The sequence below is a fragment of the Paraburkholderia sp. C35 genome (assembly GCF_003121405.1).
Taxonomy (GTDB): domain Bacteria; phylum Pseudomonadota; class Gammaproteobacteria; order Burkholderiales; family Burkholderiaceae; genus Paraburkholderia.
The window spans coordinates 57684-83372 of the sequence record NZ_QBUY01000029.1; the positions used below are offsets into that span (position 1 = coordinate 57684).

Sequence of the window (25689 nt, forward strand, 5' to 3'; positions counted from 1 at the left end):
TGTCGTTCGAACGTGTAGCGGGATATGCAGTGCAAATATTATGCCTCGAACGCCGGACGGAAAAATGACGTTCGTGACAGGCATTCGACGCAGACTCGATATGTCAAATTTGTCAAATCCGACGCACAGCGATTGCTTGCCGGCGCATTGATCTATCGCAATTTCCTTCTGCAATCCCAATCAAATTCACGGCATCAGCAGAAGCATGCGTCACACACTGCCTTCCGATTCGATCACGAGAATGCGCGCTTCGCCGATTGGATGTGCCACGTGCTCGGTGCCAGCCGACGCATGGAACACGTCGCCTGTCTCGAGCACAACCGAATGCTCGATGCCTGCTTCGCGATAACGCATCTCGACACGTCCGTCGAGCACAGCGAACACTTCCTCGCCATCGTTGACATGCCACCTGTACGGCTGGTCGGTCCAGTGAAGACGCGTGGTGATGCCGTTCATGCTGGCAATATCGAGCGCACCCCATGGACGCTCTGCCGTGAACGTGCTGCTGCGGACGATTTTCATGGCGGCCTTGCGCAACGATCGTTGTTGGACCGCTCATTATAGTGGCGCTCAAGATCATGCACGCGTCTTGCTCCCCTGCCCGGAGAAGTCCGTTTTATGCGGCTCGCGGGCCATTGCATAGCTGGAGTGCTCGCCTATACTGAAACTTGCTGCGTTCAGATTGCATGCGCATACTCGCAAGCCGATGCGCGGCGAGACGGTTCATTCCACTTCAGCGTTACCGTCTAACGAGGAGGTCCCATGAACAAAGCGTTGTTTGTTGCCGTGCAGTTGAATGTCGACGAGATGACCGCGTCCCCTGCACTCGTCGATCTGCTCAACGCGCATCTCGTCTTCGCCGTCGATGTGGCCGAGGCCGCCGACGCTCTCGTGCAACTGGCCAGCGTGAGCCGTCTTTCAAGCGGAGTGGAAGCCAGTGTCGAAATTCCCGTGGTCGCGCTCGAGCAGTTGCGCCAGGCGCTCGAAGCGCTCAGCGACTATGACCAGTCGTGGCTCTTCGCACTGGAACCGAGCCGTGCGCTATTCGACGATATCGCGCGTGGGCAACGCACGTTGCACTAACGCGCCGGCAACCCTGACCAGGTATGGCTTCCCGGCCGCCTACCGAGGATCGATCGTGAAAAATCTATTGAACATGCGCCGCGCGGCTGTCGGCAATGGCGCCGCTGCGCACTTCCATTTTCCGCCGCCCGGCACCAGGCAATCCGAACCTGCACAGATCGACGATGTGTCCGCGAGCGAAAGCGATGTGGGCACAACCATGGAGCCGCCGAACGTCAGTCCCGTCAGTCCACCGTCGCGCCCTGTCACGCCACTGCATGCCGTGCAGGTCACGGCTTCGGCACCCAATGGCCGCGCCGTGCAACTCGCAGATGCAGCCGATGTAGAACGCATGAGCGAGCGCAACGAACTGACAACATTTCACACATTTCGCACTTTTGACTATTCGGTGAGCCTGCTGTTTTATGCGAAAGAACTGAAATACTATGCCGCACTATTTCAGGAAGACCGGCTGTGGCGCGTGTTGAGCACGAGCGACCTGAACACGGCAAAGCAACTGTTTCATCACATGCAGGAACAGGCTACCCGGCTGTCTGATGGTGAAACCCGTCGCCTGCAACTCGAAGCGCAGAATGAGCAGTTGAAGCGGATGATCGACGAATCGGAAGCGCAAGCCGAACGGTTGCGTCAAGGCATGCAACGCACGGCCGAACAGAATCAGAGCATGGCGAGCCGCCAGCATCAGTTACGCAAGGATCTCGCGCTACTGGAATCGCAACGCACCGCTGCGCAAGCGCAACTGAACAAGGTGCACCGGCAGGTGCATCAGTTGAACGTCGCGAATAACGAAGGGATTCCGCATATGCCGCGTTGAGACGTCGCGCGGGATGTTTCAGCATGAAGCGTGGGCGCATTCGCCGCGCTGCGTGCCGGAAAATGCAAAACGCCGTACAGGTTTTACCTGTACGGCGTTTTTTACTTCGGCCGATCCGGGCTCGCGGACCCTGACCGGCTTATGCAGCTTTCTTACGTCGACGTCGACTCAGGCTTAGTTGCCGAAGAACACCGAACGCGGACCCTTTTCATCGGCCAGCGAGCGGCCTGCCTGCGACGTGCCGTTCGTTTGAACGCCATAGCCCGTCGTGTCTGCTTGCGCGACATTTTGTGCCTGCACGCGCGCTTCAGCGGCCTGGATGTTCTTCGGGTACGTCTGACGGTCGCTCAGCGGATCGTAGCCAGCCTTTTCGAGGCGCACGAGATCTGCGCGCACTTCAGCGCGCGTCAGCGGCTGCTGGTTCGATTGTGCAAACGATGCAACGGGAGCGGCGATAGTGGCAGCGAGAACGACTGCGGAAATCAGGGCTTTCATGAACAACCTCCGAGAACTTGTTTTTTGATTCGCTTCGGACACCGTGTCCGTCAGCGTTGATGCAAGTTTATGGAAGGAAACGTCCTAGGGAAATCCCTGATCTGGTTAAACTATGTTGCACAAACTGAAATAATTCCGTTGCACGTCAGGTCAGAACAATTATTGAGATCAAATATTTGCAACACTGTATTCCAAAATACGCGCACTAATCGCAACAATGCCCGCGCGCAATTGAAAAACGCCCCGGCGCCGTGAAGGCGCTGGGGCGTCCAGATTCGACGGATCGGCGCGCTAACCCAGCTCAGCGCCGATCTGCCCGTTCCGTCAGGACCAGTTCGCGTGGAAGCTGCCCGGCTTGTCGAGGCGTTCGAAGGTATGCGCGCCGAAGAAGTCGCGTTGCGCCTGCACGAGGTTCGCCGGCAGACGCGCCGAACGGTAACCGTCGAAGTACGCAATCGCCGACGAGAACGCCGGCACAGGCACGCCCGCCGTGGTCGCGGCGATCACGACTTCGCGCAGCGCAGCCTGATAGTTCGCCGCGATGTCGCGGAAATACGGATCGAGCAGCAGGTTGGCGATCTGCTTGTCCTTCGCGTAGGCGTCGGTGATCTTCTGCAGGAAGCGGGCGCGAATAATACAGCCGGCGCGGAAAATCTTCGCGATCGTGCCGTAGTCGAGATCCCACTTGTATTCGTCCGATGCCGCGCGCAGCTGCGCGAAGCCCTGTGCGTACGAAATCACCTTGCTGAAGTACAGCGCGCGGCGCACGGCTTCGATGAACGCGGCGCGGTCGCCCGTGAACGGCTTCGCGGCAGGCCCTTCGAGCACCTTGCTGGCTGCCACGCGCTGATCTTTCAGCGACGACAGCACGCGCGCAAACACGGCTTCCGTGATGAGCGGCAGCGGCGCGCCGAGGTCGAGCGCGTTCTGGCTCGTCCACTTGCCGGTGCCCTTTTGCGCGGCACGGTCCATGATCACGTCGACGAGATCCTTGCCCGTTTCTTCGTCCTTCTTGTCGAAGATCTTCGAGGTGATCTCGATCAGGTAGCTGTCCAGCTCGCCCTTGTTCCATTCGGTGTAGACGGCGCCGAGTTCCTGATTCGACAGACCGACCACTTCCTTGAGCACGGAATAGCTTTCGGCGATCAACTGCATGTCACCGTATTCGATGCCGTTGTGCACCATCTTCACGAAGTGGCCCGCGCCGTCCGGCCCCATGTACGCGACGCACGGCTCGCCGTCCGGCGCCTTCGCGGCGATTTCAGTAAGGATCGGGGCAACGAGGTCATACGCTTCGCGCTGGCCGCCCGGCATGATCGACGGGCCCTTGAGCGCGCCTTCCTCACCGCCCGACACGCCCGTGCCGATGAAGTGCAGACCCGACTTGGCCAGATCCTGATTGCGGCGAATCGTGTCGGTGAAATGCGTGTTGCCGCCGTCGATCAGAAGGTCGCCCTTATCCAGCAGCGGCTGCAACGCGGCGATGGTCGCATCGGTGCCGGCGCCCGCTTTCACCATCATCAGGATGCGGCGAGGCTTTTCCAGCGACTCGACGAATTCTTCCAGCGTGTAGGTCGGAACCAGCTTACGGTCGGGAAACTCCGCGATCAGTTCGTCGGTTTTCTCGCGGGTGCGGTTGAACACGGAGACCGCGTGACCACGGCTTTCGATGTTCAGCGCCAGATTCCGGCCCATCACCGCCAGCCCCACTACGCCGATTGCCTGTTTGCCCATGTGAATTCTCCAGATTCCATTAAGTCGTGACACCGCGCCGACCCGCGCGCCGCGGCGGCGAGGATGAAAGAATAAAAGAAATAACGCGAGGACGCTCGCGACCGCCTTATCTGCCGGATTCGCGCCCGCTCTGTGTTCGGCATCGACGATGCATGCGGGCTTTCGCCACGCTTTCGTGCCTGCTACCGGGCGTGCGCCGCTGCTGCTCTCAAGCTTAGTCTGCCAGACGCACCGTGGGCGTCCATGCATGCCTGCGTCGCAACCGCAGACCCGATCGTCTGACCTGCTACAGCCTCTATCGTTTCCTGAATACGAGGCTGAAGTTGTTGGCCGGCATCTCGACGGGTGCTTCGGCGATAAAACCGGCGGCGTCCGCCAGTGCCACCACGGCTTCCATGTCGCGCACACCCCATTCGGGATTGCGGCTTTGCAATTGCGCGTCGAAAGCGGCATTGCTCGGGGCCGTGTGCGCACCGCCGCGCCGGTACGGTCCATACAGGAACAGCACGCCGCCCGGCCCGAGCAGTCGTCCAGCACCGTCGATCAGCGCCTGCGCCGACGCCCACGGCGAAATATGGATCATGTTGATGCAGACGATGGCATCGGCAGCCTCGATGCCCCACGACGCGTTGCGCACGTCGAGCGCGAGCGGCGCGCGCACGTTGGCGAGGCCGCTATGCGCCGTCCACGCGGCAATCGACGCACGTGCTTCATCGTCGGCGTCGCTTGGCTGCCAGACGAGTTGCGGCAACGCCGCTGCGAAATGGATGGCGTGCTGTCCCGTGCCGCTCGCGATCTCGAGCACGGTGCCCGAAGCAGGCAACACACGGGCGAGCACGGCGAGAATCGGCTCACGGTTACGCTCGGCGGCGGGTGCGTGCTGGCGCAGGTTGAGGTCAGGCGTAGTCATGGCGTTCCATTCAGTACAGGCTGGTGCCCATCCGTTCAACGAGGTCGCGATCATACGCGAGCGTGTCGAAACTCTCATCCGGTATCCGCTTGCGCGTAACGGGCGCGCCGGGTTGCCGCGAGCATTCATGCGGCTGCCCGTGCCACGCTTTCCGTTCTTTCATCGATGTGAGCATCGGCGTTCCTTGCGAGTGGATGATCGATGATGCGCTGCCGTCAGTCGGCCGCGAGCCGCCCTGCCAACGCAGCGAGCGCGTCACCGCACGGCGCTTCCACTTTCAGCGACAGCAGCGGGTCGGCGCGCGTGCGACCGAGATTGATCGCGACGAGCGGCTTACCCATCTTCTGCGCCCATACGCAGAAGCGATAACCCGAATACACCATCAGCGACGAACCGACCACGAGCATCGCGTCGGCGGCATCGAGCGCGTGCGTGGCCGCCTCGACGCGCGCTTTCGGCACGTTCTCGCCGAAGAACACCACGGCAGGCTTGAGCAGGCCGCCACAATTTGGGCACGCCGGCACGCGAAAGGAACCGAGGTCCTGCCATTCGAGATGCGCGTCGCCATCGGCGGCAGGCTCGGCGATCACATGCAGCAAGGCCGGGTTCTCGTTGATCAGCCTTTGCTGGATCGCGCTGCGCGTGTGATGCGACCCACAATCCATGCACGTCACTTCGCCGATGCTGCCATGCAGTTCGATCACGTCGCTGCTGCCCGCGCGCTGATGCAGGCCGTCGACGTTCTGCGTGACGAGGGTATCGACATGTCCGGCCGCTTCGAGCCTCGCCAGCGCGCGATGCGCGGCGTTCGGCTGGGCCTTCGCGACGACCGGCCAGCCAACCGTGCTGCGCGCCCAATAACGCTGGCGCGACGCGACGGAGCCGAGAAACTCCTGCAGCGTGATGGGCGGCGAGCGCTTCCACTCGCCGTTTTCATCGCGATAACCGGGAATGCCGGAATCGGTGCTGATGCCCGCGCCCGTCAGCACGAACAGCCGTGGATACCGTTCGACGAAGTCATGCAGCGCGGCAAGCGCGTGTGGTTCGATCAGCGTGGACATGAGGTTGACGATGCGTCGCGGCAGCGAAGGAATGCGGACGGCTGAATCACGCGCAGACTCACGGCTGGCTGCGCGGCGCGTGTTCGCCGTCGTGTCCCGCCGGCTGCGCATGCCGTGCTTCCCACGCGGCCAGTTCCTCGCGATACCGCGTGAGTTCATCCGTGTACATATCGAACACGCACGGGTCGCAGCCGCTTTGACAGCAATCGCCAGGCTCGGGCGGCGTGGGCGCAATGGGGCGCGGGTCGCCGTCGACGGGCGCGTTCGGGCGCGTGGCCTCGTCAGCAGTCACATTCACTTCCGATGGTTGGGGAAGCGTCCAGTATAAGTCGACTGCCCGCGCCACGTTGTGTCACACGTGCGTCACCCGCGCCCGACGAACGGCATCTTGCTCGCCATGATCGTCATGAACTGCACGTTTGCCGACAGCGGCAGATTCGCCATATGCAGCACGGCATCGGCGACATGTTCGACATCCATCAGCGGCTCCACGGCGATCGTGCCGTTCGCTTGCGGCACGCCGCGCGCCATCCGTTCGGCCATTTCCGTTGCTGCATTGCCGATGTCGATCTGGCCGCACACGATGTCGTAAGGCCGGCCATCGAGCGAAACCGATTTGGTGAGGCCCGTGATCGCGTGCTTGGTCGCCGTGTACGCGATACTGAACGGACGCGGCGCATGCGCGGAAATCGAGCCGTTGTTGATGATGCGCCCGCCGCGCGGCGTTTGCGCTTTCATCATGCCGAAGGCCGCGCGCGTGCAGAGAAACACGCCCGTGAGATTCGTATCGACGACGGAGCGCCAGTCGTCGAGTTCGATCTGGTCGATTTCGACGGGCGGCGCATTGCGGCCCGCGTTGTTGAACAGCACATCGAGGCGGCCGTAACGCAGCCGGATCGCGTCGAACAGCGCGGCGACGCTGGCGGCGTCCGTCACGTCGCAGGCGACGGCGAGCGCGTCCTGGCCTTGCGCCTTTGCATCGGTTGCGAGCGCATCGAGTGGTGCCTGCCGGCGCCCTGTGAGCACGACGCTGTAGCCGCCGGCAAGCAGCTTGCGCGCCGTCGCCTTGCCGATGCCGCTGCCTGCGCCCGTTACCAGCGCTACCTTCTTGGTCTGTGTTGTCTCTGCTGTCTGCGTCACACCGTATCTCCAGGTCGGGCTGCTCACGACGCGGCGCGACGCATGCCCATCAATCGGGCGCGCGATCGTTCGGCTTCGCGAACAGCTGTTTCATCTCCGCCGACAACGGCTCGTTCAGGTTGATGCGCTTCGGCGGAATGGGTTGTGAACCACTTCTGATAAAGGTTCGCTGCTGCGCCGGAAGTTTGCAAGTGCGCGATCACGCCATCGGTGAGTTTCTTGAAGCCGGGATCATCGTTGCGGAGCATGCAGCCATACCCTTCCGACATCGGTTGTTGTCATGGTCGCTGCTGTTCCGTTATGGATGTGTGTGCAACGGATTCAGCGATCATATGCGTAAGCAGCGACATCGACGGACGGCTCGCGGCCCGCGATCAGATCGGCGAGCACGCGCGCGCTGCCGCATGCGAGCGTGAAACCGAGCGCGCCGTGGCCCGTGTTGAGCCAGAGGTTGCCGTACGGCGTGCGGCCGATCAAAGGCTTCGAGTCGGGCGTCGCCGGACGATGACCGCACCAGGTCTGCGCGCTCGCGTAGTCGCCGGCAGCGGGGAAGATTTCCTGCGCCTGGCGCTTGAGCAGTTCGATGCGCGGCGCGCGCTGCGCATCGCTCAGTCCGGCGATCTCGACCATGCCGGCAATCCGCAGCCGCCCGCCAAGCGGCGCGAACACTACCTTGCGATGCAGGTCCGTCACGCTGACACGCGGCGTGTCGCGCGGCACGGCGTTATCGATCGTGAGGCTGTAGCCCGTCAGCGGATAAACGGGCAGACGCACGCCGAGCGCATCGAGCAGCGGCACGCTGCCAAGGCCAAGCGCGACCACGAATGCATCGGCTTCGATGTCGCCCTTCACGGTGCGCGCGGCGACGATCCGTTTGCCTTCAGTCACGAGTTCGAGCACCGGCGTCTCATAGCGGATCGTCACGCCGTATCGCTGCTGCAACGCATCGGCGAGCGCGACGCCAAAGCGATGACAGTCGCCCGCCTCTTCCGATGGTGTGTGAATGCCGCCTGCAAGCATCGGCTGCGCGCGGGCAAGCGCCGGTTCGAGCGCCACGCACGCGTGGGCGTCGAGTGCGCGCTGATCCGAACCGGCTGCCACCAGCAGTTCCATCTTGCGGCGCGCGCGCTCGAACTCTTGCGCATCGCGATAGACGACCAGTTTGCCGTTGCGCACGTAATCGAATGCAATCGACTCGTGCTCGACGATCTCATGCAGCGCCGCCTTGCTCAGCGCGCCGAGGCTCAGCAATTCGAGCGCCGTCTGCCTTGCGCGCTGACTGCGGCACGCGAGCAGAAACGCGACGCACCAGCGCCATTGCTGTGGATCGAGGCGAGGAATGAAGCGCAGCGCCGAATCGCGTTGCAGCAGCCACGCGGGCAGCTTCGGCAACACGGCAGGATCGGCGAGCGGCGCGACATAGCTGTAACTCAACTGGCCGCCGTTGGCGAAGCTCGCTTCGAGCGCCGCGCCGCCGCGCGCTTCGACGATGGTCACGTCATGACCGTCGCGGGCCAGACTCCAGGCCGTCGTCAGCCCGACGACGCCCGCTCCGAGGACACACACATGCATGAACGCTCACTACCTTTGCGATGACAGTGCAGGCAAGTGTCGCGCGCCGAAAACGGTGTATCAAATGACGAGATGCGGGGTTGTATAACCTGAAGTTAAGTCCGCTCTATGGAAAGCGTGCGCGAAGTACGTCGACGAACGCGTTGCCCGCCTGCGAGGTCAATCCGCCGTCGCGCCACAACGCGAACACGCCGACCGACAACGGCGGCTCGACCGGCCGAATCGACACGGCTTCCGCACCGCTTTTCGCGGTCAGCTCGTCGAGCAGCGCATGGCCGATGCCGCGTGCCGCGAGTGCGCGGGCGACATGCCACGTGTGCGCTTCGACGGCTGGCGCGTGGCCGTCGAGACCCAGCGCTTCGAGCGCATTGCCGATCATCTCGCCGAGCGGATCGGCATCGCCAATGCCGATCCAGTCGCCTTCGACACATGCCTGCAAGCTCATCGGCGCGCCGCTCGCGTCTTCGTCGCGGTGCCCCACGCACACGACGGGCGTGCGCCCCAGTTCGACGGCGGCGATGCCGGGCCGCGCGGGCGGATTCAGCGCGACGGCCAGATCGAGGTCGCGCGTAAGCAGCGCGTTGAGCAGTTCGTCCGTGTGGCGCGTCTGGATGCGCAGCGAGACACGCGGATAGGCGGCGCGAAACGTTTCGATGGCGGGTGGAATCAGGCTCAGACCGAGGCTCGGCAGACAGCCGATACGCAGATGCCCTTCGGGCTGCAGCGCAAGATTGCGCGCGAGATCCCGGATGCTGTCGAGATTGGCCTGCAGCTTTTGCGTTTCGGAGAACAGCAGTTCGGCTTCGCGCGTCGGCTGCAGACGGCCGTGCACGCGGTTGAAGAGCGTCAGCCCGGCGCTGCGCTCCGCGTTCGCCAGCACCTTGCTGACGGCAGGCTGCGACACGCACAGCAGTTCGGCCGCTTTCGAGAGCGAACCGGTACGCATGATGGCGTGAAATACTTCGATATGGCGCAGGCGCATGGCGCGGTTCCGCGCTTGGCGGACAAATGGAAAGGCGTTAAGGATACCGGGTTCCCGTCCCGATCCCAGGCTTTGCGCTGCGGCCCGGCTTGTGATTCTGATCCCGGTTGCGTTTGCCGCAAGTGCCGTTTTGCAGGCGTCAGGGAACCTTGCGTGGCGTTCTCTTTCCAACCCTGCCAATTTCGAGACGAGACGCGCACCAATGGTATCGTTCGCGTTTGGACGTGCCTTACGACAGTCCTGCCGGCATGTCGCCACGAAAACCGGCAGACGAAACGCATCATGAATCAACCGAATCCGCCGCTGATGCGCGCCGCCACGCGCGCCGCGCCAGCCCGCCGCTGGCCCCACACGGGCAATCCGCCGATGTTCAACGCCACCATTGCGTGGCATGTCGCGATGCTCGCGGGCTGGATGCTCGCGCCGTCGCACTGGCCGTGGTGGCTCGCGGGTATTTTCGCGAGCCATATGGTGGTGGTGTCGATCGGATTGTGGCCGCGCTCGTCGCTGCTCGGCGCGAACTGGACGCGCCTGCCCGACACGCCGCGCAACGCCGACGCCGTCGCGCTAACCATCGACGACGGTCCCGACCCGATCGTCACGCCCAAGGTGCTCGATCTGCTCGACGCCCATGGCGTGCGCGCGACCTTCTTCTGCATCGGCGCACGCGCGCAGCAGCATCCGGCGCTGATGCGCGACATCGTCGCGCGCGGGCACGAGGTCGAAAATCACTCGCAGCTGCACGTGCACACCTTCTCGGTAACCTTGCCGCGCGGACTCACGCGCGAAATCGACGCCGCGCAGCACACGCTCGAAGCGTTGACGGGGGAACGCCCGATGTTCTTCCGTGCGCCCGCGGGGCTGCGCAACCTGTTCCTCGAACCCGTGCTGCAAACGCTCGACTTGAGGCTGGCTGCGTGGACGCGACGCGGCTTCGACACGCGCGAGCGCAATCCGCAGCGCGTGCTGGAACGGCTCGTCGATGGCCTTGCGGCGCGCGACATCCTGCTGCTGCACGACGCGAGCGCGGCAAAAGATGCGTCCGGCAAGCCCGTCGTGCTAGACGTGCTGCCGCGTCTGATCGAAACCGTGCGCGCGCGCGGACTGCGCTTCGTGACGCTGCGCGACGCGCGCGACGCGTGAAGGTGATGCGGGCGGCATCGGACGAACTGACGAACTGATCGGCGCCGCCGCGCGCGATACGCCGGGCGACTGACGCGCGCGCAACCGCCGCGCGTCAGACTGCGCGCCTACACGCGCCGACGGACGATGTGATAGATGACCAGCAGCACGATCGCGCCGATCACCGACGCAATCCAGCCTGCCGCCTGCCCCGGCTGATACCAGCCGAGCGCCCGCCCGACATAGCCCGCGACCAGCGAGCCGGCAATGCCGAGGATGATCGTCATGATGAGACCCATGCTGTCGTCGCCCGGCTTCAGCGCGCGCGCAATCAGACCGACCACCAAGCCGACGACTATCGTGCCAATGAGGGAAAGCATGCGAACCTCCGATCAGAGTTAGCACCACGGTGCCCAGCTACTACCCGCTACAGACGGCGTCATGCGCGGCCCGAACGCACCGCTGCATCACGCGACTGTACCGTTTCGCGACACGCGCCATCGGACACAGCCTCTCGAACGCGCGCCATTGTCAATAGCCGATGCCCGCCACGTGCGGCCACTTGCGGCCGATTGCGGCGGGAACGCGCCAGTCAGACCCGGAAATCGGCGGCCATGTCCTCGTCGGTGCGCGCCTCGAGTTCGCCGCTGCGGCACGCCTTCATGAAGACGTCATAATCGCGCTCGACCTGATCGGCGTAGGCCGCCGCGTACTCGGCCAGCGCTTCGGCGAACTGGTCGCTGCGTCCAATATACGCGCTGATCTCGATCGCCTTGCCGCTCGCCTTTGCATGAGCGCGCGCCAGCGCCCAGCCGCACAGGCGCGCGTAGCCGTTCAGCTGATCGACATCGAACAGGTCGACGCCCGGTGTCAGTTTCATGTCGCGCAGCTGGCGGAAATAGAAATGCCGGCCCGACGGCCCCGTCGACCAGCCGAGGAAAATATCGCTGGCCGCCTGCAGCATGCGCTGGCCCAGCACGACGCGTTCGCCTTCATGCTTCGGCTCGGATTTGCGTGGCCCTGCCTTGAAATGCTGCGCGATCACCGAACGCCGCGCCTCCTTGATCTGCAGAAACAGCGGCTTGCCGTGTGCATCCGCCGTCAGCAGCACGAGACAGCGCGTGCCCACGCTGCCCACACCGACCACCTTGAACACAAGATCGTGCAGCGCGAACTGGCTGAGCAGATCGCGGCGGTCTTCGTTGAGTGTCTTCAGATAGCCGTCGTAGGTATCGGAAATCAGCTTGCGCCAGTCGCCGATCCTGAACCAGTCGTCCTCCGGCTCGAACAGGGTGCCCGTGCCATGCACGTGAAACAGACTCGGTGGCATGTCGCGTATCACATAGCGATCGCCGTCGCGGTCGCACAGCTTGTCGAGCATGCTTTCGTGCGTGCGCGTGGCGGCCTTTTCCATCCCGCGCCGGATCAGCCGGCGGTTCTCGGCGTTCACCGCCATATCGACCATGCGATCGAACGTGATCCGTTCGTACCACAACTCCAGCGCACCCGATTCCGCATATTGCGCCATGCGGTCGCGATACTGGTTCGCGGCTGTCATCACGAGGTCATACGCGACGCCGCGGCTAAAGCGCATGTGCCGCGCGGCCACCACGAAACTCGCGACCAGCCGCTTCAGATCCCATTCGAAGGGCGCGGTGGAGACTTCATCGAAATCGTTCAGATCGAAGATCAGCTGGCGTTCGGGCGTCGCGAAGCCGCCGAAGTTGAGCAGATGCGCGTCGCCGCAGATGGGCAGCGTGAGCGAGGTATGCGGCGTCATGCTGAGATCGTGCGCCTGCAGGATCGCGCTGCCGCGATAGAACGTGAACGGCGACACGGCCATGCGCCCGTAGCGCAGCGGCACCAGGCGCTCGACGCGCCCCTCGCTGCTTTGCCGCAGCAGATCGACGGGGTTGCGATGCATAGGGCCGATCGCGCGGTGGCTGGAGCGTTTTGCGTGTTCGCGGGCCGCGCGCCCACTGGCTTCCCGTTCCGCGATGGTGCTGGCCTTCATGCTTTTCTCCGTTCTTGTGAATCAGCTTGCATCGGGGCGCACTGCAATCGCGTAGCTCGAAGATGTTTCGTGAATATGACGGCTTCGAGTCTGGCGAGAATGAATCGTGTGGTTCGTGTTGCGTTGCAACGCGGCGGCGAAAGGACGGGGCCGCTGACGTCCATCGGATGGACTGTATTAAATCCTGCTGGGAACGGGCGCGCAAGTCCACGCCGCTGAAGCAGCGCCGACTCGATAAGATGGAGGAAGGAAGGAAAGATACGACGGCGCGGAGCGCGCCGTCGCTTGCCGCGTCAGAAGAAGCGCGGCGGCTGGAGAATCAGTGCGACGCGCGTAACCGGCGACGCCAGCGACGCAAGGCTGGTGCGGGCGGCATCGACGCGCTCGTAGAACGCGAGACGCGCAGTACCCGACAACGGCGCGACGAACTGATGGGCGGTCAGCGTCAGAGGATCGACAGGATGGTCGTCCTTGCGCACTTCGTAATGCAGATGCGGACCCGTTGCCGTGCCCGTGCGACCAACATAGCCGATCACCTGGCCCTGCTCGACGCGCTCGCCGACCTTGAGGTCTGCCGCGAACGTCGCCATATGTGCGTAATAGGTCGAATAACCATCGTCGTGACGCAGGACGACGTGCTTACCATAACCGTGTCCGTTGACGGCCAGCTCGACAGTCCCGGCGGCGGCGGCATAGATCGGCGTGCCGGCGGGTGCAGTCAGATCGACGCCCGTGTGGAAGCGCCGTTCGCCGTAGACGGGATGAATGCGCATGCCAAACGGCGAACTCACGCGACGGTAATCCAGCGGCATCGCAAACGGTTCGCTCGCGATCGGCGCGCCATCGAAACTGTAGTAAGCGCCTTGTGACGCGCCCGGCGCGGTGAACCACAACGCATCGTAGACGCGGCCATTCAGACGGATTTCAAGCGACGCGATGCGCGATGCACCCGTCTGATGCGCTGAATCCATCACGATGCGATATTCGTCGCCTGCCTGAGCGGGCGCATCGACATCGACATGCCCGGCAAAAATACCGCCGATCTGCGCGACCACCGAAGCTGGAAAGCCCGCTTGCGTCAGCGACTCACGCAGTGTCGTATCGATCGCACCAGGGCTCGAACGGAGCGCATCGCCGGACGTGCCGAAAGCAGTAACGTCGCCGAATGGCGTCGTGGCTTGCGCGCTTTCGTCGGGCACGCCTTCGCGGGTCACGCGGCCCGACCATTCGTGCGCATCAGCGGAACGGTCATGCGCGACGGGCACACACATCGTCGGCGTGGTTGCGCACACCGTGCCGAGAACGAGTTCGTTCGAGGGCATGCGCACGTTGATCGACGTGGTCGAGTAAGAAGGTTTGAGCTGCATGGCTGGATCGTCTGCGGTGCGGACGGAAGCCGGCTCGGGCAAAACATCGTCTGCAGGATTGTCGATGGGATCGATCAGTGCGCGATCGGCGTCATGCAGCGACGGCCTTCCGGCATGGAGCGAAGTGGCGGTTTGCGCGCGAGGCGTTGTCATCTCCTGTGCAACCGCATGATGGTGCCGCCGCTTCTGAGCGGAACCATGTTTGTGCGCCTTCTGGGCGGCCATTGCAGAGGACGTGCCGGGCATGACCGACGCGCCAATCCACAAAGCCGAGAAAGCGGCCACGCTCGAAAGCGTCTTGCGGTTGACCGGCAGCGAACAGAGCGCTGCCGCAGGGATGCCCTGCCCGCGCGCGAGGAATGAGCGCAATTGATTCACGTCAGGATCTCGCGTTGGATAAAAGGGCGGCGGGCATCAGCGGCTGTGCTGGAAAGGCACGGCTGCGGCGCGTGGCGAACACGGATCGTTCGATCCCGCGACCTTCTGGTCGCTCCTTCGCGCCGCGTAGCCCGACAAGTGAAGCGTCAAGTTTAGGGAGCGATGCGAGTCGACTGAATCAGTTCATTCCTAATTCGCTTAAAACTATCTGAATTTTTCGTTGCCGGATTTAAGAATCGTGAGTCGCGGCCGATTGCGAACGACAAGGCGAATGCCGCCGCTACAGCAGACTACGCAGATACGCGTCCCACTCGCGAGCGCGTCGATCCCATGAATAGAAACGCGTGAAGTACTCGACTTGTTGTGTACGCAAATATTCGTCTTCGACCCGCCGTTGACGGACGGTTAAAATGGCATCGTCGAGCACGGTTGCGAAACGCTGCGCGTGATCCTGCATGTTTTCGCTGAATGGATAGAGTCTCGCGAAATTCGCGCAGGTTTCCGGCAAGCCGCCATACGCAGCGCAGACGGTCAGACAGCCTGCCGACATCGCTTCGATCGCCGCGATGCAACTCGTTTCCGGCTCGATGTTCGGGTACGCGAAGATGTCGGATCGACTCAGCGTGTCGCGCACGACGGCATTCGGCTGTGCGCCGTGATAGCGGATACGCGGGTGCGCGCGGCATCGCTCGAACAATGCCTGATACGGCTTGTCGCGCTCCGTCCAGTCGTAGATGCTGAAGCTCGAATAAACGTCGAGTTCAATATCAGGATGACGTGTCGCCAAAAACTCGAAAACAGGCACCAGAATTTCCAGACCACGATCCGGCGTCGTGTGATAGATCAGGCGGATACGCTCGCTGCGCCGTGGCACGTAGGCGTCGAATGGTTCGATCGCGTTCTGCAACACGATCATGTCCGAATACGGCACACCAGGAATCATCTGATACAGCGCCGCCTGATAGTGCGACACGCACACAATGCCCGCGAACTCCGCGCGACGCTCAGCCTGCTCCAGGAAACTGGATTCTTCGCGGCACGGCTTGTTATGCAACCAAAGAATGCGCTTACGCTCGCTATCGAGCGAACGCACGCGAGAGGGAATGATCTGAAACTGTTGTAGCAGTTCTGGGTCGAGCCGCGCGTGAAGCGCCTGCAGCATCAGTTCCGTGCCGCCTCGCGCGCGTGCGCTCAATTCATTGGTTTCCATGTGTCGACCCGCTGCGCGTCAGCCTTCACCGCCGACCGCCGTCTGCGGACTGGCCGCCAGCGACGCACCAAAGTCACCATGCCACGTGTAGATGCCTTGATGCGACAACTTCGATTGCGTATCGACGAATACCTTGCCACCTATATCGCGCCACCGTCGGCAGAACGCATAGTCTTCCGACAGATAGCGGTTGGTCGACGGCTCGACCATCACGTCGAAAAAGCGGTAGCAAAGATCGTACAGCGGCGAATCGGGCGGACCGTCGGGCACGTATTTTAGTTCTGGCAATTGCGCGATCATCGTTTCGAGTGCGCTGCGCTTGATGCACATGAATCCCGTCGGCGCTTCGCTGACTTCGAGGAAGCCGTCGTTATCGATGGCGGAAGAGACACCGTCATGCGCGTTCACCGGATAGCGCAAATAGCGTGCGGCGAAGGTTTCCTGCGTCAGTCCGCCGGGCAACACGCCGGGCCAGTCGAACCGCTTGAGGGGATAAACGCCCGCCACGACATCGCGATCGGCGAGCAGCAGACGGAACACCTGATCGACCGAAAAGCCGATGTCAGCATCGATCCAGAACAGATGCGTGCGGCTCGTATCGAGTAGAAATTCGGCGACGCCTTCATTGCGCGCCCGCGTGATCAGGCTTTCGCCTGAACGGACTCGCATCGCCCCTTGCATGCCCGTCTGCCACGAGGCGTTAGTGAGCGCGAGCAGACTATTCGTGAAACTCACCGTGACAGTGCCGCCGTAGCACGGCGTCATGAACATCGGTTTCATCGTCTGGAGTGCGGACGTGTCGAGCATGATGGAGCCTTTGTCGTGATAAAAATGAGCGCGGATGAGTATGGCCGACTGTCCGGAAAAAGAATGTCAGAGCAGTCTTAATGCGATAGGGCGCCCACTTTATTGAGATGTTTCGCCGGCACGTTGACATCGCACAATCCGGTTTGGCTCGAACCATGGCTTTTGGACTGCGAACCGCGTCGCGATTGGGTTTCAGTCTTCAAGCATTGCGATTGATCGCCATCACTTTTTACCCATTTCCCACACTATTCCGACGTGGCACGATCATTTTTAGGACACGTCTCATGTTCGCCGAAGCGTCCGCCCGACAGACTCTTACCTTTCGACCTTCCTCTTACAGCGCCATCCGCTGCATCATCGCCGTGACTCCGATTCTGCTCAAACGCTCCAGCATCGCCTGCTTCGCGCTCCTGACCTCTGCGTGTTCGTTCTTCGTGCCGCGCTCGAGTTCGACGGAATCTGCGCCCGTCCGCAATCAACTCGTCATCGATTCCGCTCGCAACTTTGCATACATGCCGGCGCGTGAAGGCCACATCACGTTCGACCGCGTCGCCAACACGGCGACGACATCGATCGTGTTGAAAAAAGGCATCGAGCCGTCCGTGCGCGAGTCTGTCGTGTCGGCGTGGCGCAAGTCGGGAATCGCCGTGACGACGCACGACAAACTGGTGTTGAGCGGCCGCATCGAAGCGTTATCGGTCGATGACGTGCGCTCGCCCGCCACGTGGACGATGACGATCTGCTATCTCGTCACCAATGCTTCGACACAGGAAACCGTCTTTGCAAAAAGCTTCACGGTCCACCTGATCCGTCAGAAGTTCACCAATCGCGCGTTCGCACTCGACGATGTCGTGAGACTCAGCATCGACACGATCGTCCGTGACCCGTCTTTCCGGCTCGCGCTTCAGCCTGTCCGCTAGCCATCACGCCGCCCGGCGCGGCGCGCGTTTCTTCCGCTGCGGCGTTCGCCACAGCCGGCATTTCGCTACAATCGGATGTTCCCCTTCTGAATCTGCCGCTGCACCGCAACATCCGCGGCGCGCGGCGGCCTATCCGAGCGAGCCGTCATGTCTCTCACCGCCTGGCTGTTCTTTCTTCCCGCGTGCTTCGCGATCAACATGGCCCCTGGGCCAAACAATCTGCTGTCGATCAACGTCGCGGCGCGACACGGTTTCATGACCGCGTTCGTGGCAGGCAGCGGACGGCTGGTCGCGTTTGCCGGCATGCTCGTGCTGGCGGCCACAGGTCTCGCCGTCGTGCTGCACGCATCCGAACTGTTCTTTCTCGCGATCAAGCTGACGGGCGCCGCCTATCTGATCTGGCTCGCCATCCAGTTGTGGCGCAGCGATGCCGGCCCGATGGACGCGCTCAAACAGGACGACGCCTCGCTATGGCGCATCGCGCGCCAGGAATGCTTCGTGGCCGCGGGCAATCCGAAGGCGATTCTGGTCTTCACCGCGTTCCTGCCGCAATTCGTCGATATTTCGAAACCGATGCTGCCGCAGTTCGCCGTGCTCGGCGCGAGCTTCCTCGTGCTCGAATGGTTCGCGATCGCGCTGTATTCGTGGGAGGGCATGTATCTCGGCAAGTGGCTGACGCGCGCGACCGTCCGCCGCTGGTTCAACCGGTGTTGCGGCACATTTCTGGGTGCGATCGGGGTGAGCTTTCTGCTGGTGCGTCGCACGAGTTGAAGCGTCCGGCAGCGCACGCAACCAGCGGAAAAAAACGGATCGGGCGATAAACGTCCGATCCGTTTTTTGTTTCGATATCGCGATCAGTGTTCCAGCGCGAGCCAGATCGCCTTCGGCTCCGTGAAGTTTTCGATGGCGACATCGCCATGTTCGCGACCGAAACCCGAATCGCCGGAACCGCCCCACGGCAGGCGCACATCGGTGTAGCCGTAGGTGTTGATCCACACCGTGCCCGCCTTCAACGCGTGCGCGACGCGATGCACGCGGCCAATATCCGCGCTCCACACGCCCGCTGCGAGGCTATACAGCGTGCCGTTGGCGATACGCACGGCGTCGTCTTCATCGTTGAAACGCACGACGCTCGCCACCGGCCCGAAAATCTCCTCTTGCGAGATACGCATCTCGTGCTCGACGTTCGCGAACACGGTCGGCTCGACAAAGAAACCCTTCTGCCCGACGCGCGCGCCGCCTGCCACGATCGACGCGCCCTCGTTCCTGCCGATTTCCACGTAATCGAGCACGGTCTTCATCTGCGACGCCGATACGAGCGGCCCCATGGTCGTGTCGGCCTCCGACGGATCGCCGACCCTGATCGCCTTCGCGCGCGCGGCAAGCCGCTCGACCACTTCGTCGTAGACATCCCGGTGCGCAAGAATGCGCGAACCGGCCGAACACACCTGACCCGTATTGAAGAAAATGCCGGAAGCCGCGGCGCGCACGGCCTTGTCGATATTCGCGTCGGCGAAAATCACGTTCGCCGATTTACCGCCGAGTTCCAGCGTCACGCGCTTGAAGTTGCCCGCCGCGCCTTGCAGAATGCCGCGCCCGACCGACGGCGAACCGGTGAACGTGACCTTGTCGATACCGGGATGCGCGACGATCGCATCACCGACCACGCGTCCCTTGCCCGTCACGATGTTCAGCACGCCGGGCGGCACGCCCGCCTCCAGCGCGAGTTCGCCGATGCGCAATGCCGACAGCGGCGTGATCTCCGCCGGCTTCACCACCATCGTGCAACCGCACGCGAGCGCGGGCGCGATCTTCCACATGCCGATCATCAGCGGGAAATTCCACGGCACGATCGCCCCGACCACGCCGACCGGTTCGCGAACCGTGTACGTGAGCGCATCGGGCCGCACGGGCACGACCTGGCCGTTGATCTTGTCGCACCAGCCCGCGTAGTACGCGAGCGTGTCGATGGCGGCGGGCACGTCCTGACGTTTGACGGCTGCGAGCGGCTTGCCCGCGTCGAGGCTTTCGAGCGCGACGATTTCATCCTGATGCTCGCGCAGCACTTCGGAAAAGCGCATCAGAATGCGGCCGCGCTCGGCCGCACGCAGACCGTTCCAGACTTTCAACGCGGCGCGCGCGGCCTTGATGGCTGTATCCACATCCTGCGCGCTGCCTTGCGCGACGAGCGCTATCGGCTCTTCTGTCGCGGGGTTGATGTCGATCGTGTATTCGCCGGTGCCGGGCGGCAGCCGCTTTCCGTCGATGAGAAGATCATGGCGTTTGAGGTCGGTTTCAGTGTGCATCACATACTCCTTCCGATTGCGATATGACTGCTTCGCGAACCGTTGGCTGAACCGCCCGCACCCGCGCTTATGAGGCTCGCATGAGCGCCTCGTCATCGGGTACGCGCGGCATCGGTTCGTGCGCGACTGACTTCGTGATTGGCTTCACGGCGGTTGTGTCAGTCTGCGCGCTTTCATCAGCATGCGCCGGCAGTTCCTTGCCGGCAAATAGCGCCCAGACGGCTTCTGCATTCGGGCGCAACGAGCGGTTGCGGCGGCGCACCAGCACCGTCGTCACTGCGACTTCCGGCACCAGCGGACGCACGACCAGCCCTGCCGGCAGCGTCGTGACGTGTGAATCCGCATGTGGGTCCACCGGCAGCACGCCGATACCGAGACCGAGTTCGATCATGCGCAGCGCTGCTGCGAGATGACCGCATTCGTTGGCGCGCGCCGCATCGATGCGATGCATGTTCAGTGCCCGCTCCGTCACATTGCGCGTGCCAGCCTCTGCATTGAGCGTGACGAGTTGCCCAACTGCCTTGCTGTTGCGCAGCGCCTCCCAGTGAAGCGCGGCACCTGCGGCGAGTGGATGCGTTTGCGGCAGCACGGCGCACAGTGGCGTCGAGACGAGCGGCTGGGTATGAAAGGCGTCGGCGCCCGCCACGTTTGCGTCGCACAGCACGCCGAAATCGACTTCGCCCTGTTCGATGGCGGCGAGCACGGCATGCTGAGGCTGTTCCTTCGCGGTGACGATCAGATCAGGGAAAAGTGCGGCACTGCGCGCGAGCCGCTCGGGCAACCATCCCGACGAGGTCACGGGATCGCATGCGACGACCACGACGCCCGTGTGCTCCTCGTGTGCCGCGCGCTCTTCGCGCAGCGTCAGCTCGACGTCTTCGATCAGGCGCCCGATGCGCCGTTCGAGCCGCGAGCCGGCTGTGGTCAGTTCGACCTGACGCGTGGTGCGGTCGAACAGGCGCAGTGCAATCGCCTCTTCGAGCTCGCGCACGCAGCGGCTCACGGCCGATTGCGTCAGATCGAACTCGCGCGCAGCGCGGGTGAAACTCCGCTGGCGCGCGACGGCGACGAACACCTTCAATTGCTGCAACGATACGTTCATGTGTTCAAGTCGCCTTGGAGAAGTGAAACCGGTTTATTCGCCCGTCTGTTCCGGCCAGTGACGCAGGCCCGGTCCGCTTGCCGCCAGTTCCGGCTCGAGTTCGTGCGACGCTTCGTTCGAAGACGCGATCCAGCGAGCGCGCATCGGCGCCAGCACGAATTTCGCCGACACACCCGCTGCAATCGTGATCACCGCCGATACGATGAACACCAGGTTCCAGCCGCCCGTTGCCGCCAGCACGGAAGCGATCGGCACGATCAGCGATGCCGTGCCCTTGGCCGTATAAAGCGTGCCCGCATTTGCCGCTGCGTACTTGCTGCCGAACGTGTCCGCGCAGATGGCCGGGAAGATCGAGAAAATCTCGCCCCAGAACAGGAAGATCAGCGCAGCGAACGTCATGAACGCATACGGATTCTGGCCGTATTGCATCAGGCCCAGCAGCGCCAGCCCTTCGCCGATGAAGATCGCGAACATGGTGTTTTCACGGCCGATCTTGTCGGAGATGAAGCCGCACAGCGGACGCGTAAAGCCATTGCAGATGTTGTCGATGGACAGCGTCATGGTCAGCAGCGGCAGCGTCATGCCGAACATCGTCATCGGCAGTTTCGCGAGGCCGAAGTCTTTGGCGATGGGACCGATCTGCGCCGTTGCCATCAGGCCGCCGGCAGCGACTGCAACGAAACACACGTAGATGACCCAGAACACGGGTGACTTGATCATCTGACCCGGCGTGTAGTCCTGCTTCGTGACCGCGAACTTGCGCTTCACTGCCTGCACCTTCACGCCTTCCGGCTTTCTCAGCAGCATGGCCAGCACGAAGATCGCCACGCCTTGCAAGATGCCGAAGAACAGGAACGTATGTTCGTAGCCCTTGGCGTTGATCATGTTGGCAATCGGAATCACGGTGACAGCCGCGCCTGCGCCAAAGCCGGCTGCCGTCAGGCCAGCAGCGAGACCGCGCTTGTCCGGAAACCACTTCAGTGCATTGCCGACACACGTGCCATACACGCCGCCTGCACCGACACCGGCAATCACGGAAGCGATGTACAACTCCGGCAGCGTCGTCGCGGACGAGTTCATCACCCATGCGAGACCCGCGCAGATCGCGCCGCCTGCCCCGACCGGGCGCGGACCGACGCGGTCGACGAGCCAGCCTTCCACCGGCACCAGCCACGTCTCCGTGAGAATGAAGATCGAGAACGCGAGCTGAACTTCAGCCTGCCCCCAATGATGCTTGGTACTCATCGGTGTAACGAACAGCGTCCATGCGTACTGCAGATTGGCGACCAGCGCCATGCATAGAACGCCGAATGCCAGTTGCCACCAGCGGTTGCGCCAGAACGCAACTGGAGCTTGCTGTGAAATGCTGTTCATGTGCCTGTCTCCGCTATCTATTTAGGGCAGCCGGCCAAAGCGCCGGTCTGTATGCATGCCACCTTATAGTTGTGTCCCGATTTGACCGCTTTCGGGTATTTCTTCATGCCAATTCCGCGACTGCTTTTCTAAGAAACCTTTAAGCCGAATTACCGGTTGCTTTACCAAACCTGTTAAATCTGCTCTTTATCTGTTGTCGCTTTCGTCGCATCAGGCCTTGTTTTAAGCGTTAACCCGATGCTGATGCTGCGAATCGTCCATTACAGAATCCATGCTAGGGTCAATGCTGAATTACTGATAATTAAAGTTTGTTACCATGAGGATTCATCTTCGCTTATACATCTGCCATGACAATGCGTAACGCGACCCTGCGCCAGCTGAAAGTGTTCGAGACCGTGGCGCGGCACTTGAGCTTCTCGCGTGCGGCGGAAGAACTGCACCTCACGCAGCCTGCCGTTTCCACTCAGGTCAGACAGCTCGAAGAACATGCGGGCCTGCCGCTGTTCGAGCAGCTGGGCAAGAAGATCTATCTGACGCCCGCCGGCACGGAGATGCTTCACTACAGCCGCGCGATCATTCAGCAATTTCATGAAGTCGATGAAGCGATGGGCCAGCTCAAGGGCATATCGGGTGGCAAGCTGAACGTCGCGGTGATCAGCGCGGGCGACTACTTCTTTCCGCGCCTGCTGGCCGAATTCACGCGCCGTTACGCGGGCGTCGAATTGAATCTTGCCGTGCACAACCGTGAAGAGCTGCTGCATCAACTGTCGACGAACCAGACCGATCTCGCGGTGATGGTGCGTCCGCCGCAGGAAATGGACGCGATCACTGAAGTGTTCGCGCCGCACCCGTACGTGATCGTCGCGGCGCCCACGCATCCGCTTGCGAACAAGCGCAACATCAAGATCAGTCAACTCGCGAGCGAAGCGTTCGTGGTGCGTGAACGCGGCTCGGATACCTGGAATTCGATGGAAGAAGGTTTTGCGGGGCGTCTCACGAACCTCAAGATCGCCATGGAGATCAAGAGCACCGAGACCATCAAGCAGGCCGTCATCGCGGGCATGGGCATCGCCTTTCTGTCCGCGCATACGATCAGCCTCGAATTGCAGGTCGGACATCTCGTCGTGCTCGATGTCGAAGGCTTCCCCGTCATGCTCAACTGGTATGTCGTGCATCGCAAGAACAAGCGGCTGCCGCCCGTTGCCGAAGCGTTCAAGCGCTTTCTGATGGAAGAAGGCGCGAATCTGATCGAGCAGATCACGCGCGTGAATCAACTGGCCGTCCATAAATGACGCGCTATGGATTGCCAATAAAACTTTAACTATTGCGGAATCATTGCGGCTTCTATGCTTCTGACGAGCCTCGTCACTCGACATGGGAGCATTGCAATGAATCAGTCTGCCGATCTGCACAATGAAGCGCTGCTGAGCGCCTACAACGCCGCGTTCAGCGATCTCGGCCTGCGGTTCCGCTGGAGCCAGGCCACGCTCGATTTCTTCGACGATGTCAGCAATGAAGTCGCGCGCATCACGGCTTATATCGAGCGCTTTCAGTCGCATCTGCTCAACGCCTATGACGCGGACTTTCTCGCGCAACTGATCTTCGACCGGAAGAACCAGTTCTATCGCGGGGCTGTCGCTCAATGACGCAGGGTTGCAGTTCATCGATGACTCTCTCTGGTGTTCGCGCTGCGTGATAGCGCGAACACCTTCTGTTTTCCTCAGTGACGTTTGATCGAATAGCGCTGACGGCTACGCTCGCGCATCGCCGCGTGCGTCAGATGCATCTGCCTCGCTGCTGACAGGCAGCGCGCCTGCGTGCGGCGCGGCTGGCTCGTGTATGTCCAGCGTTGCGTGAAATCGTCGGCGGCTTGCATGCGCGTCGGCACGTCGTCCCATGCGACGCGCAGCGATGCGCTATGCCGCGCTGTCACGCCACAATGCGCGGCGGCATGTGCGGCATGCTCGTGCGTGGTCAGCATCACGTGCGCGCCGAGCGCAGCGGCCAGCAAGCTCACGGCGAATAGCGCTGCGGCACCGGGCAACTGCGCAGGCTCGTTGACAAAAGCGTAACCAAGCCAGATACACAATCCCAATGCGAGCAGATCGACGACCTTGTCGCCTGCTGCGCCTTGCCGCGCGTTTCGCTTGCCGCGCGCGAACCGGTTGATGATCGAGGTCGACGCGATCGCCAGCAGCAATGCGCCGCAGAACACGAACACATACAGCTCCAGCCGTTCGAGTCCCGACCACGCAATGAAGCCCGCATCATCCGGCATGTCATCTCCTTGCGTCGCGCGTTTGCGCGTGTTGGTTCTGTGCTTCAGTCCGTGCTGCGCTCAGATCGCGCCCGCGGTTCTGAGCGCTTCGATCTGTTCAAACGAGTAACCGAGTTCGGCCATCACTTCATCCGTGTGTTCGCCGAGCAACGGCGAGCGCGTGACGTCCGTCGGGCTGTCCGAGAGCTTGATCGGGTTGCCCACCGTCAGATACTTGCCGCGCACGGGGTGATCGACCTCGACGATCGTGCCGGTTTTACGCAGCGATTCGTCCTGCGCGATCTCCTGCATCGACAGGATCGGGCCGCACGGAATGTCGTACTTGTTCAGGATTTCCATCGCCTCGAACTTGGTCTTCGTCATCGTCCAGCGTTCGATCTCCGCGAAGATCTCTTTCAGGCGCGGCAGGCGTGCCGTCGGCGTCGCGTACTCCGGATCGGTCGCCCACTCTTCCTTGCCGATCACGTTGCAGATCTTCACCCACACCGGTGCCTGCGTAATGAAGTAGATGTACGCGTTCGGATCGTGCTCCCAGCCCTTGCACTTGAGAATCCAGCCCGGCTGCCCGCCACCCGATGCATTGCCCGCGCGCGGCACCGCTTCACCGAACGTACCGTTCGGGTACTGCGGATATTCCTTCATCACGCCCGTGCGTTCGAGACGCTGCTGGTCGCGCAGCTTCACGCGGCACAGGTTCAGCACGCCGTCCTGCATCGCGGCGAGCACTTTCTGGCCACGGCCTGTCATCGTGCGCTGATAGAGCGCGGTGACGATACCGAGTGCCAGATGCAGGCCCGTGCCGCTATCGCCGATCTGTGCGCCCGTCACCACGGGCGGGCCGTCATCGAAACCTGTCGTCGATGCCGCGCCGCCCACACACTGCGCGACGTTCTCGTACACCTTGCAGTCCTCATAAGGACCGGGACCGAAGCCCTTTACGGAGGCCACGATCATCTTCGGGTTCAGTTCCTGGATGCGTTCCCACGTAAAACCCATGCGATCGAGCGCGCCGGGCGCGAA

At 62.3% G+C, this 25689-nt stretch carries 27 protein-coding genes and 1 pseudogene; 7 read left to right on the forward strand and 21 right to left on the reverse strand.

What is annotated here, in order from left to right; translation table 11 throughout:
* Positions 1–210: 210 nt before the first annotated feature.
* Complete coding sequence (locus DK391_RS19205) at positions 211–522, reverse strand: cupin domain-containing protein (protein ID WP_109479554.1); 312 nt, start codon at positions 520–522, stop codon at positions 211–213.
* A gap of 240 nt (positions 523–762) precedes the next feature.
* On the opposite strand from DK391_RS19205, the gene DK391_RS19210 reads away from it, so the two are divergent.
* Together DK391_RS19210 and DK391_RS19215 are read left to right on the forward strand one after the other, a co-directional pair.
* Positions 763–1083, forward strand: coding sequence for a hypothetical protein (locus DK391_RS19210; RefSeq protein WP_109479555.1), 321 nt, complete (start codon positions 763–765; stop codon positions 1081–1083).
* A gap of 55 nt (positions 1084–1138) precedes the next feature.
* On the forward strand, positions 1139–1897 hold the full coding sequence (locus DK391_RS19215; RefSeq protein ID WP_239482883.1) for a DUF2968 domain-containing protein: 759 nt from the start codon (positions 1139–1141) through the stop codon (positions 1895–1897).
* 174 nt (positions 1898–2071) lie between these two features.
* Here DK391_RS19215 and DK391_RS19220 read toward each other — a convergent pair whose 3' ends face one another.
* From DK391_RS19220 to DK391_RS19265, 10 genes and pseudogenes are all read right to left on the reverse strand, one after another.
* Positions 2072–2392 carry a DUF4148 domain-containing protein gene (locus DK391_RS19220; RefSeq protein WP_109479557.1) on the reverse strand — a complete coding sequence of 107 codons (321 nt, stop codon included), beginning with the start codon at positions 2390–2392 and terminating at the stop codon, positions 2072–2074.
* A gap of 324 nt (positions 2393–2716) precedes the next feature.
* On the reverse strand, positions 2717–4126 hold the full coding sequence (gene gndA / locus DK391_RS19225) for an NADP-dependent phosphogluconate dehydrogenase (protein ID WP_109479558.1): 1410 nt from the start codon (positions 4124–4126) through the stop codon (positions 2717–2719).
* A 295-nt stretch (positions 4127–4421) separates the two neighbouring features.
* Positions 4422–5036 (reverse strand): DUF938 domain-containing protein, encoded by a 615-nt coding sequence (locus tag DK391_RS19230; protein WP_109479559.1) that lies wholly within the window; start codon positions 5034–5036, stop codon positions 4422–4424.
* A 10-nt stretch (positions 5037–5046) separates the two neighbouring features.
* A complete protein-coding gene (locus tag DK391_RS45330; RefSeq protein ID WP_239482884.1) occupies positions 5047–5211 on the reverse strand; it encodes a hypothetical protein in 165 nt (54 codons plus the stop codon).
* A 40-nt stretch (positions 5212–5251) separates the two neighbouring features.
* The gene (locus DK391_RS19240) at positions 5252–6097 is read right to left on the reverse strand and encodes an NAD-dependent protein deacetylase (protein WP_109479583.1); all 846 of its coding nucleotides are present in this window, start codon (positions 6095–6097) and stop codon (positions 5252–5254) included.
* A gap of 58 nt (positions 6098–6155) precedes the next feature.
* Positions 6156–6389, reverse strand: a complete 234-nt coding sequence (locus DK391_RS19245) for an oxidoreductase-like domain-containing protein (RefSeq protein WP_109479560.1) — start codon at positions 6387–6389, stop codon at positions 6156–6158.
* Between the two features lie 71 nt (positions 6390–6460).
* On the reverse strand, positions 6461–7237 hold the full coding sequence (locus DK391_RS19250; RefSeq protein ID WP_109479561.1) for an SDR family oxidoreductase: 777 nt from the start codon (positions 7235–7237) through the stop codon (positions 6461–6463).
* A 49-nt stretch (positions 7238–7286) separates the two neighbouring features.
* A pseudogene (locus DK391_RS19255) lies at positions 7287–7509 on the reverse strand (amino acid ABC transporter substrate-binding protein); the annotation flags it as partial.
* Positions 7510–7558: 49 nt separating this feature from the next.
* Complete coding sequence (locus DK391_RS19260) at positions 7559–8809, reverse strand: D-amino acid dehydrogenase (RefSeq protein ID WP_109479562.1); 1251 nt, start codon at positions 8807–8809, stop codon at positions 7559–7561.
* Between the two features lie 106 nt (positions 8810–8915).
* Positions 8916–9791, reverse strand: coding sequence for a LysR family transcriptional regulator (locus tag DK391_RS19265; RefSeq protein ID WP_109479563.1), 876 nt, complete (start codon positions 9789–9791; stop codon positions 8916–8918).
* Between the two features lie 282 nt (positions 9792–10073).
* Here DK391_RS19265 and DK391_RS19270 point away from each other — a divergent pair, with 282 nt between their 5' ends.
* Complete coding sequence (locus DK391_RS19270; protein ID WP_109479564.1) at positions 10074–10934, forward strand: polysaccharide deacetylase family protein; 861 nt, start codon at positions 10074–10076, stop codon at positions 10932–10934.
* Positions 10935–11041: 107 nt separating this feature from the next.
* Here the strand turns inward: DK391_RS19270 and DK391_RS19275 are convergent, their stop codons facing one another.
* From DK391_RS19275 to DK391_RS19295, 5 genes are all read right to left on the reverse strand, one after another.
* Complete coding sequence (locus DK391_RS19275) at positions 11042–11293, reverse strand: GlsB/YeaQ/YmgE family stress response membrane protein (protein WP_109479565.1); 252 nt, start codon at positions 11291–11293, stop codon at positions 11042–11044.
* 212 nt (positions 11294–11505) lie between these two features.
* Positions 11506–12927, reverse strand: a complete 1422-nt coding sequence (locus tag DK391_RS19280; RefSeq protein ID WP_109479566.1) for a DUF2252 domain-containing protein — start codon at positions 12925–12927, stop codon at positions 11506–11508.
* Positions 12928–13220: 293 nt separating this feature from the next.
* Positions 13221–14672: a M23 family metallopeptidase gene (locus DK391_RS19285; RefSeq protein WP_109479567.1), complete on the reverse strand. Its 1452-nt coding sequence runs from the start codon at positions 14670–14672 to the stop codon at positions 13221–13223.
* 280 nt (positions 14673–14952) lie between these two features.
* Positions 14953–15882 carry a glycosyltransferase family 4 protein gene (locus DK391_RS19290; protein WP_109479568.1) on the reverse strand — a complete coding sequence of 310 codons (930 nt, stop codon included), beginning with the start codon at positions 15880–15882 and terminating at the stop codon, positions 14953–14955.
* Positions 15883–15900: 18 nt separating this feature from the next.
* Entirely contained in the window at positions 15901–16689 is a 789-nt protein-coding gene (locus DK391_RS19295; RefSeq protein WP_109479569.1) for a hypothetical protein, read from the reverse strand.
* 362 nt (positions 16690–17051) lie between these two features.
* On the opposite strand from DK391_RS19295, the gene DK391_RS19300 reads away from it, so the two are divergent.
* Entirely contained in the window at positions 17052–17609 is a 558-nt protein-coding gene (locus DK391_RS19300; protein WP_109479584.1) for a hypothetical protein, read from the forward strand.
* 147 nt (positions 17610–17756) lie between these two features.
* On the forward strand, positions 17757–18380 hold the full coding sequence (locus DK391_RS19305) for a LysE family translocator (RefSeq protein WP_109479570.1): 624 nt from the start codon (positions 17757–17759) through the stop codon (positions 18378–18380).
* 83 nt (positions 18381–18463) lie between these two features.
* On the opposite strand, the gene DK391_RS19310 is transcribed toward DK391_RS19305, so the two are convergent.
* The 3 genes from DK391_RS19310 to oxlT form a co-directional block, all read right to left on the reverse strand.
* A complete protein-coding gene (locus DK391_RS19310) occupies positions 18464–19915 on the reverse strand; it encodes an aldehyde dehydrogenase family protein (protein ID WP_109479571.1) in 1452 nt (483 codons plus the stop codon).
* 67 nt (positions 19916–19982) lie between these two features.
* Positions 19983–21017, reverse strand: coding sequence for a LysR family transcriptional regulator (locus DK391_RS19315; RefSeq protein ID WP_109479572.1), 1035 nt, complete (start codon positions 21015–21017; stop codon positions 19983–19985).
* Positions 21018–21050: 33 nt separating this feature from the next.
* A complete protein-coding gene (oxlT, locus tag DK391_RS19320) occupies positions 21051–22391 on the reverse strand; it encodes an oxalate/formate MFS antiporter (protein WP_109479573.1) in 1341 nt (446 codons plus the stop codon).
* A 347-nt stretch (positions 22392–22738) separates the two neighbouring features.
* Here oxlT and DK391_RS19325 point away from each other — a divergent pair, with 347 nt between their 5' ends.
* Together DK391_RS19325 and DK391_RS19330 are read left to right on the forward strand one after the other, a co-directional pair.
* Positions 22739–23683 carry a LysR family transcriptional regulator gene (locus DK391_RS19325; RefSeq protein WP_109479574.1) on the forward strand — a complete coding sequence of 315 codons (945 nt, stop codon included), beginning with the start codon at positions 22739–22741 and terminating at the stop codon, positions 23681–23683.
* 96 nt (positions 23684–23779) lie between these two features.
* Positions 23780–24037, forward strand: coding sequence for a hypothetical protein (locus tag DK391_RS19330; protein WP_109479575.1), 258 nt, complete (start codon positions 23780–23782; stop codon positions 24035–24037).
* Between the two features lie 74 nt (positions 24038–24111).
* Here the strand turns inward: DK391_RS19330 and DK391_RS19335 are convergent, their stop codons facing one another.
* Both DK391_RS19335 and frc read right to left on the reverse strand, forming a co-directional pair.
* Positions 24112–24669 (reverse strand): NADP transhydrogenase subunit beta, encoded by a 558-nt coding sequence (locus DK391_RS19335; RefSeq protein ID WP_109479576.1) that lies wholly within the window; start codon positions 24667–24669, stop codon positions 24112–24114.
* 60 nt (positions 24670–24729) lie between these two features.
* Positions 24730–25689: formyl-CoA transferase (gene frc / locus DK391_RS19340; RefSeq protein WP_109479577.1), on the reverse strand; the 960-nt coding region annotated here is incomplete at its 5' end.

Bases quoted from the DNA above. Each gene is read 5' to 3' on its own strand.
- DK391_RS19270 (WP_109479564.1), top strand. From the start codon at position 10,074: ATGAATCAACCGAATCCGCCGCTGATGCGCGCCGCCACGCGCGCCGCG.
- DK391_RS19325 (WP_109479574.1), top strand. From the start codon at position 22,739: ATGACAATGCGTAACGCGACCCTGCGCCAGCTGAAAGTGTTCGAGACC.
- DK391_RS19275 (WP_109479565.1), bottom strand. From the start codon at position 11,293: ATGCTTTCCCTCATTGGCACGATAGTCGTCGGCTTGGTGGTCGGTCTG.
- oxlT (WP_109479573.1), bottom strand. From the start codon at position 22,391: ATGAACAGCATTTCACAGCAAGCTCCAGTTGCGTTCTGGCGCAACCGC.
- DK391_RS19315 (WP_109479572.1), bottom strand. From the start codon at position 21,017: ATGAACGTATCGTTGCAGCAATTGAAGGTGTTCGTCGCCGTCGCGCGC.
- DK391_RS19330 (WP_109479575.1), top strand. From the start codon at position 23,780: ATGAATCAGTCTGCCGATCTGCACAATGAAGCGCTGCTGAGCGCCTAC.
- DK391_RS19240 (WP_109479583.1), bottom strand. From the start codon at position 6,097: ATGTCCACGCTGATCGAACCACACGCGCTTGCCGCGCTGCATGACTTC.
- DK391_RS19260 (WP_109479562.1), bottom strand. From the start codon at position 8,809: ATGCATGTGTGTGTCCTCGGAGCGGGCGTCGTCGGGCTGACGACGGCC.
- DK391_RS19220 (WP_109479557.1), bottom strand. From the start codon at position 2,392: ATGAAAGCCCTGATTTCCGCAGTCGTTCTCGCTGCCACTATCGCCGCT.
- DK391_RS19205 (WP_109479554.1), bottom strand. From the start codon at position 522: ATGAAAATCGTCCGCAGCAGCACGTTCACGGCAGAGCGTCCATGGGGT.
- DK391_RS45330 (WP_239482884.1), bottom strand. From the start codon at position 5,211: ATGCTCACATCGATGAAAGAACGGAAAGCGTGGCACGGGCAGCCGCAT.
- DK391_RS19265 (WP_109479563.1), bottom strand. From the start codon at position 9,791: ATGCGCCTGCGCCATATCGAAGTATTTCACGCCATCATGCGTACCGGT.
- DK391_RS19210 (WP_109479555.1), top strand. From the start codon at position 763: ATGAACAAAGCGTTGTTTGTTGCCGTGCAGTTGAATGTCGACGAGATG.
- DK391_RS19280 (WP_109479566.1), bottom strand. From the start codon at position 12,927: ATGAAGGCCAGCACCATCGCGGAACGGGAAGCCAGTGGGCGCGCGGCC.
- DK391_RS19335 (WP_109479576.1), bottom strand. From the start codon at position 24,669: ATGCCGGATGATGCGGGCTTCATTGCGTGGTCGGGACTCGAACGGCTG.
- DK391_RS19290 (WP_109479568.1), bottom strand. From the start codon at position 15,882: ATGGAAACCAATGAATTGAGCGCACGCGCGCGAGGCGGCACGGAACTG.
- gndA (WP_109479558.1), bottom strand. From the start codon at position 4,126: ATGGGCAAACAGGCAATCGGCGTAGTGGGGCTGGCGGTGATGGGCCGG.
- DK391_RS19310 (WP_109479571.1), bottom strand. From the start codon at position 19,915: ATGCACACTGAAACCGACCTCAAACGCCATGATCTTCTCATCGACGGA.
- DK391_RS19295 (WP_109479569.1), bottom strand. From the start codon at position 16,689: ATGCTCGACACGTCCGCACTCCAGACGATGAAACCGATGTTCATGACG.
- DK391_RS19230 (WP_109479559.1), bottom strand. From the start codon at position 5,036: ATGACTACGCCTGACCTCAACCTGCGCCAGCACGCACCCGCCGCCGAG.
- DK391_RS19305 (WP_109479570.1), top strand. From the start codon at position 17,757: ATGTCTCTCACCGCCTGGCTGTTCTTTCTTCCCGCGTGCTTCGCGATC.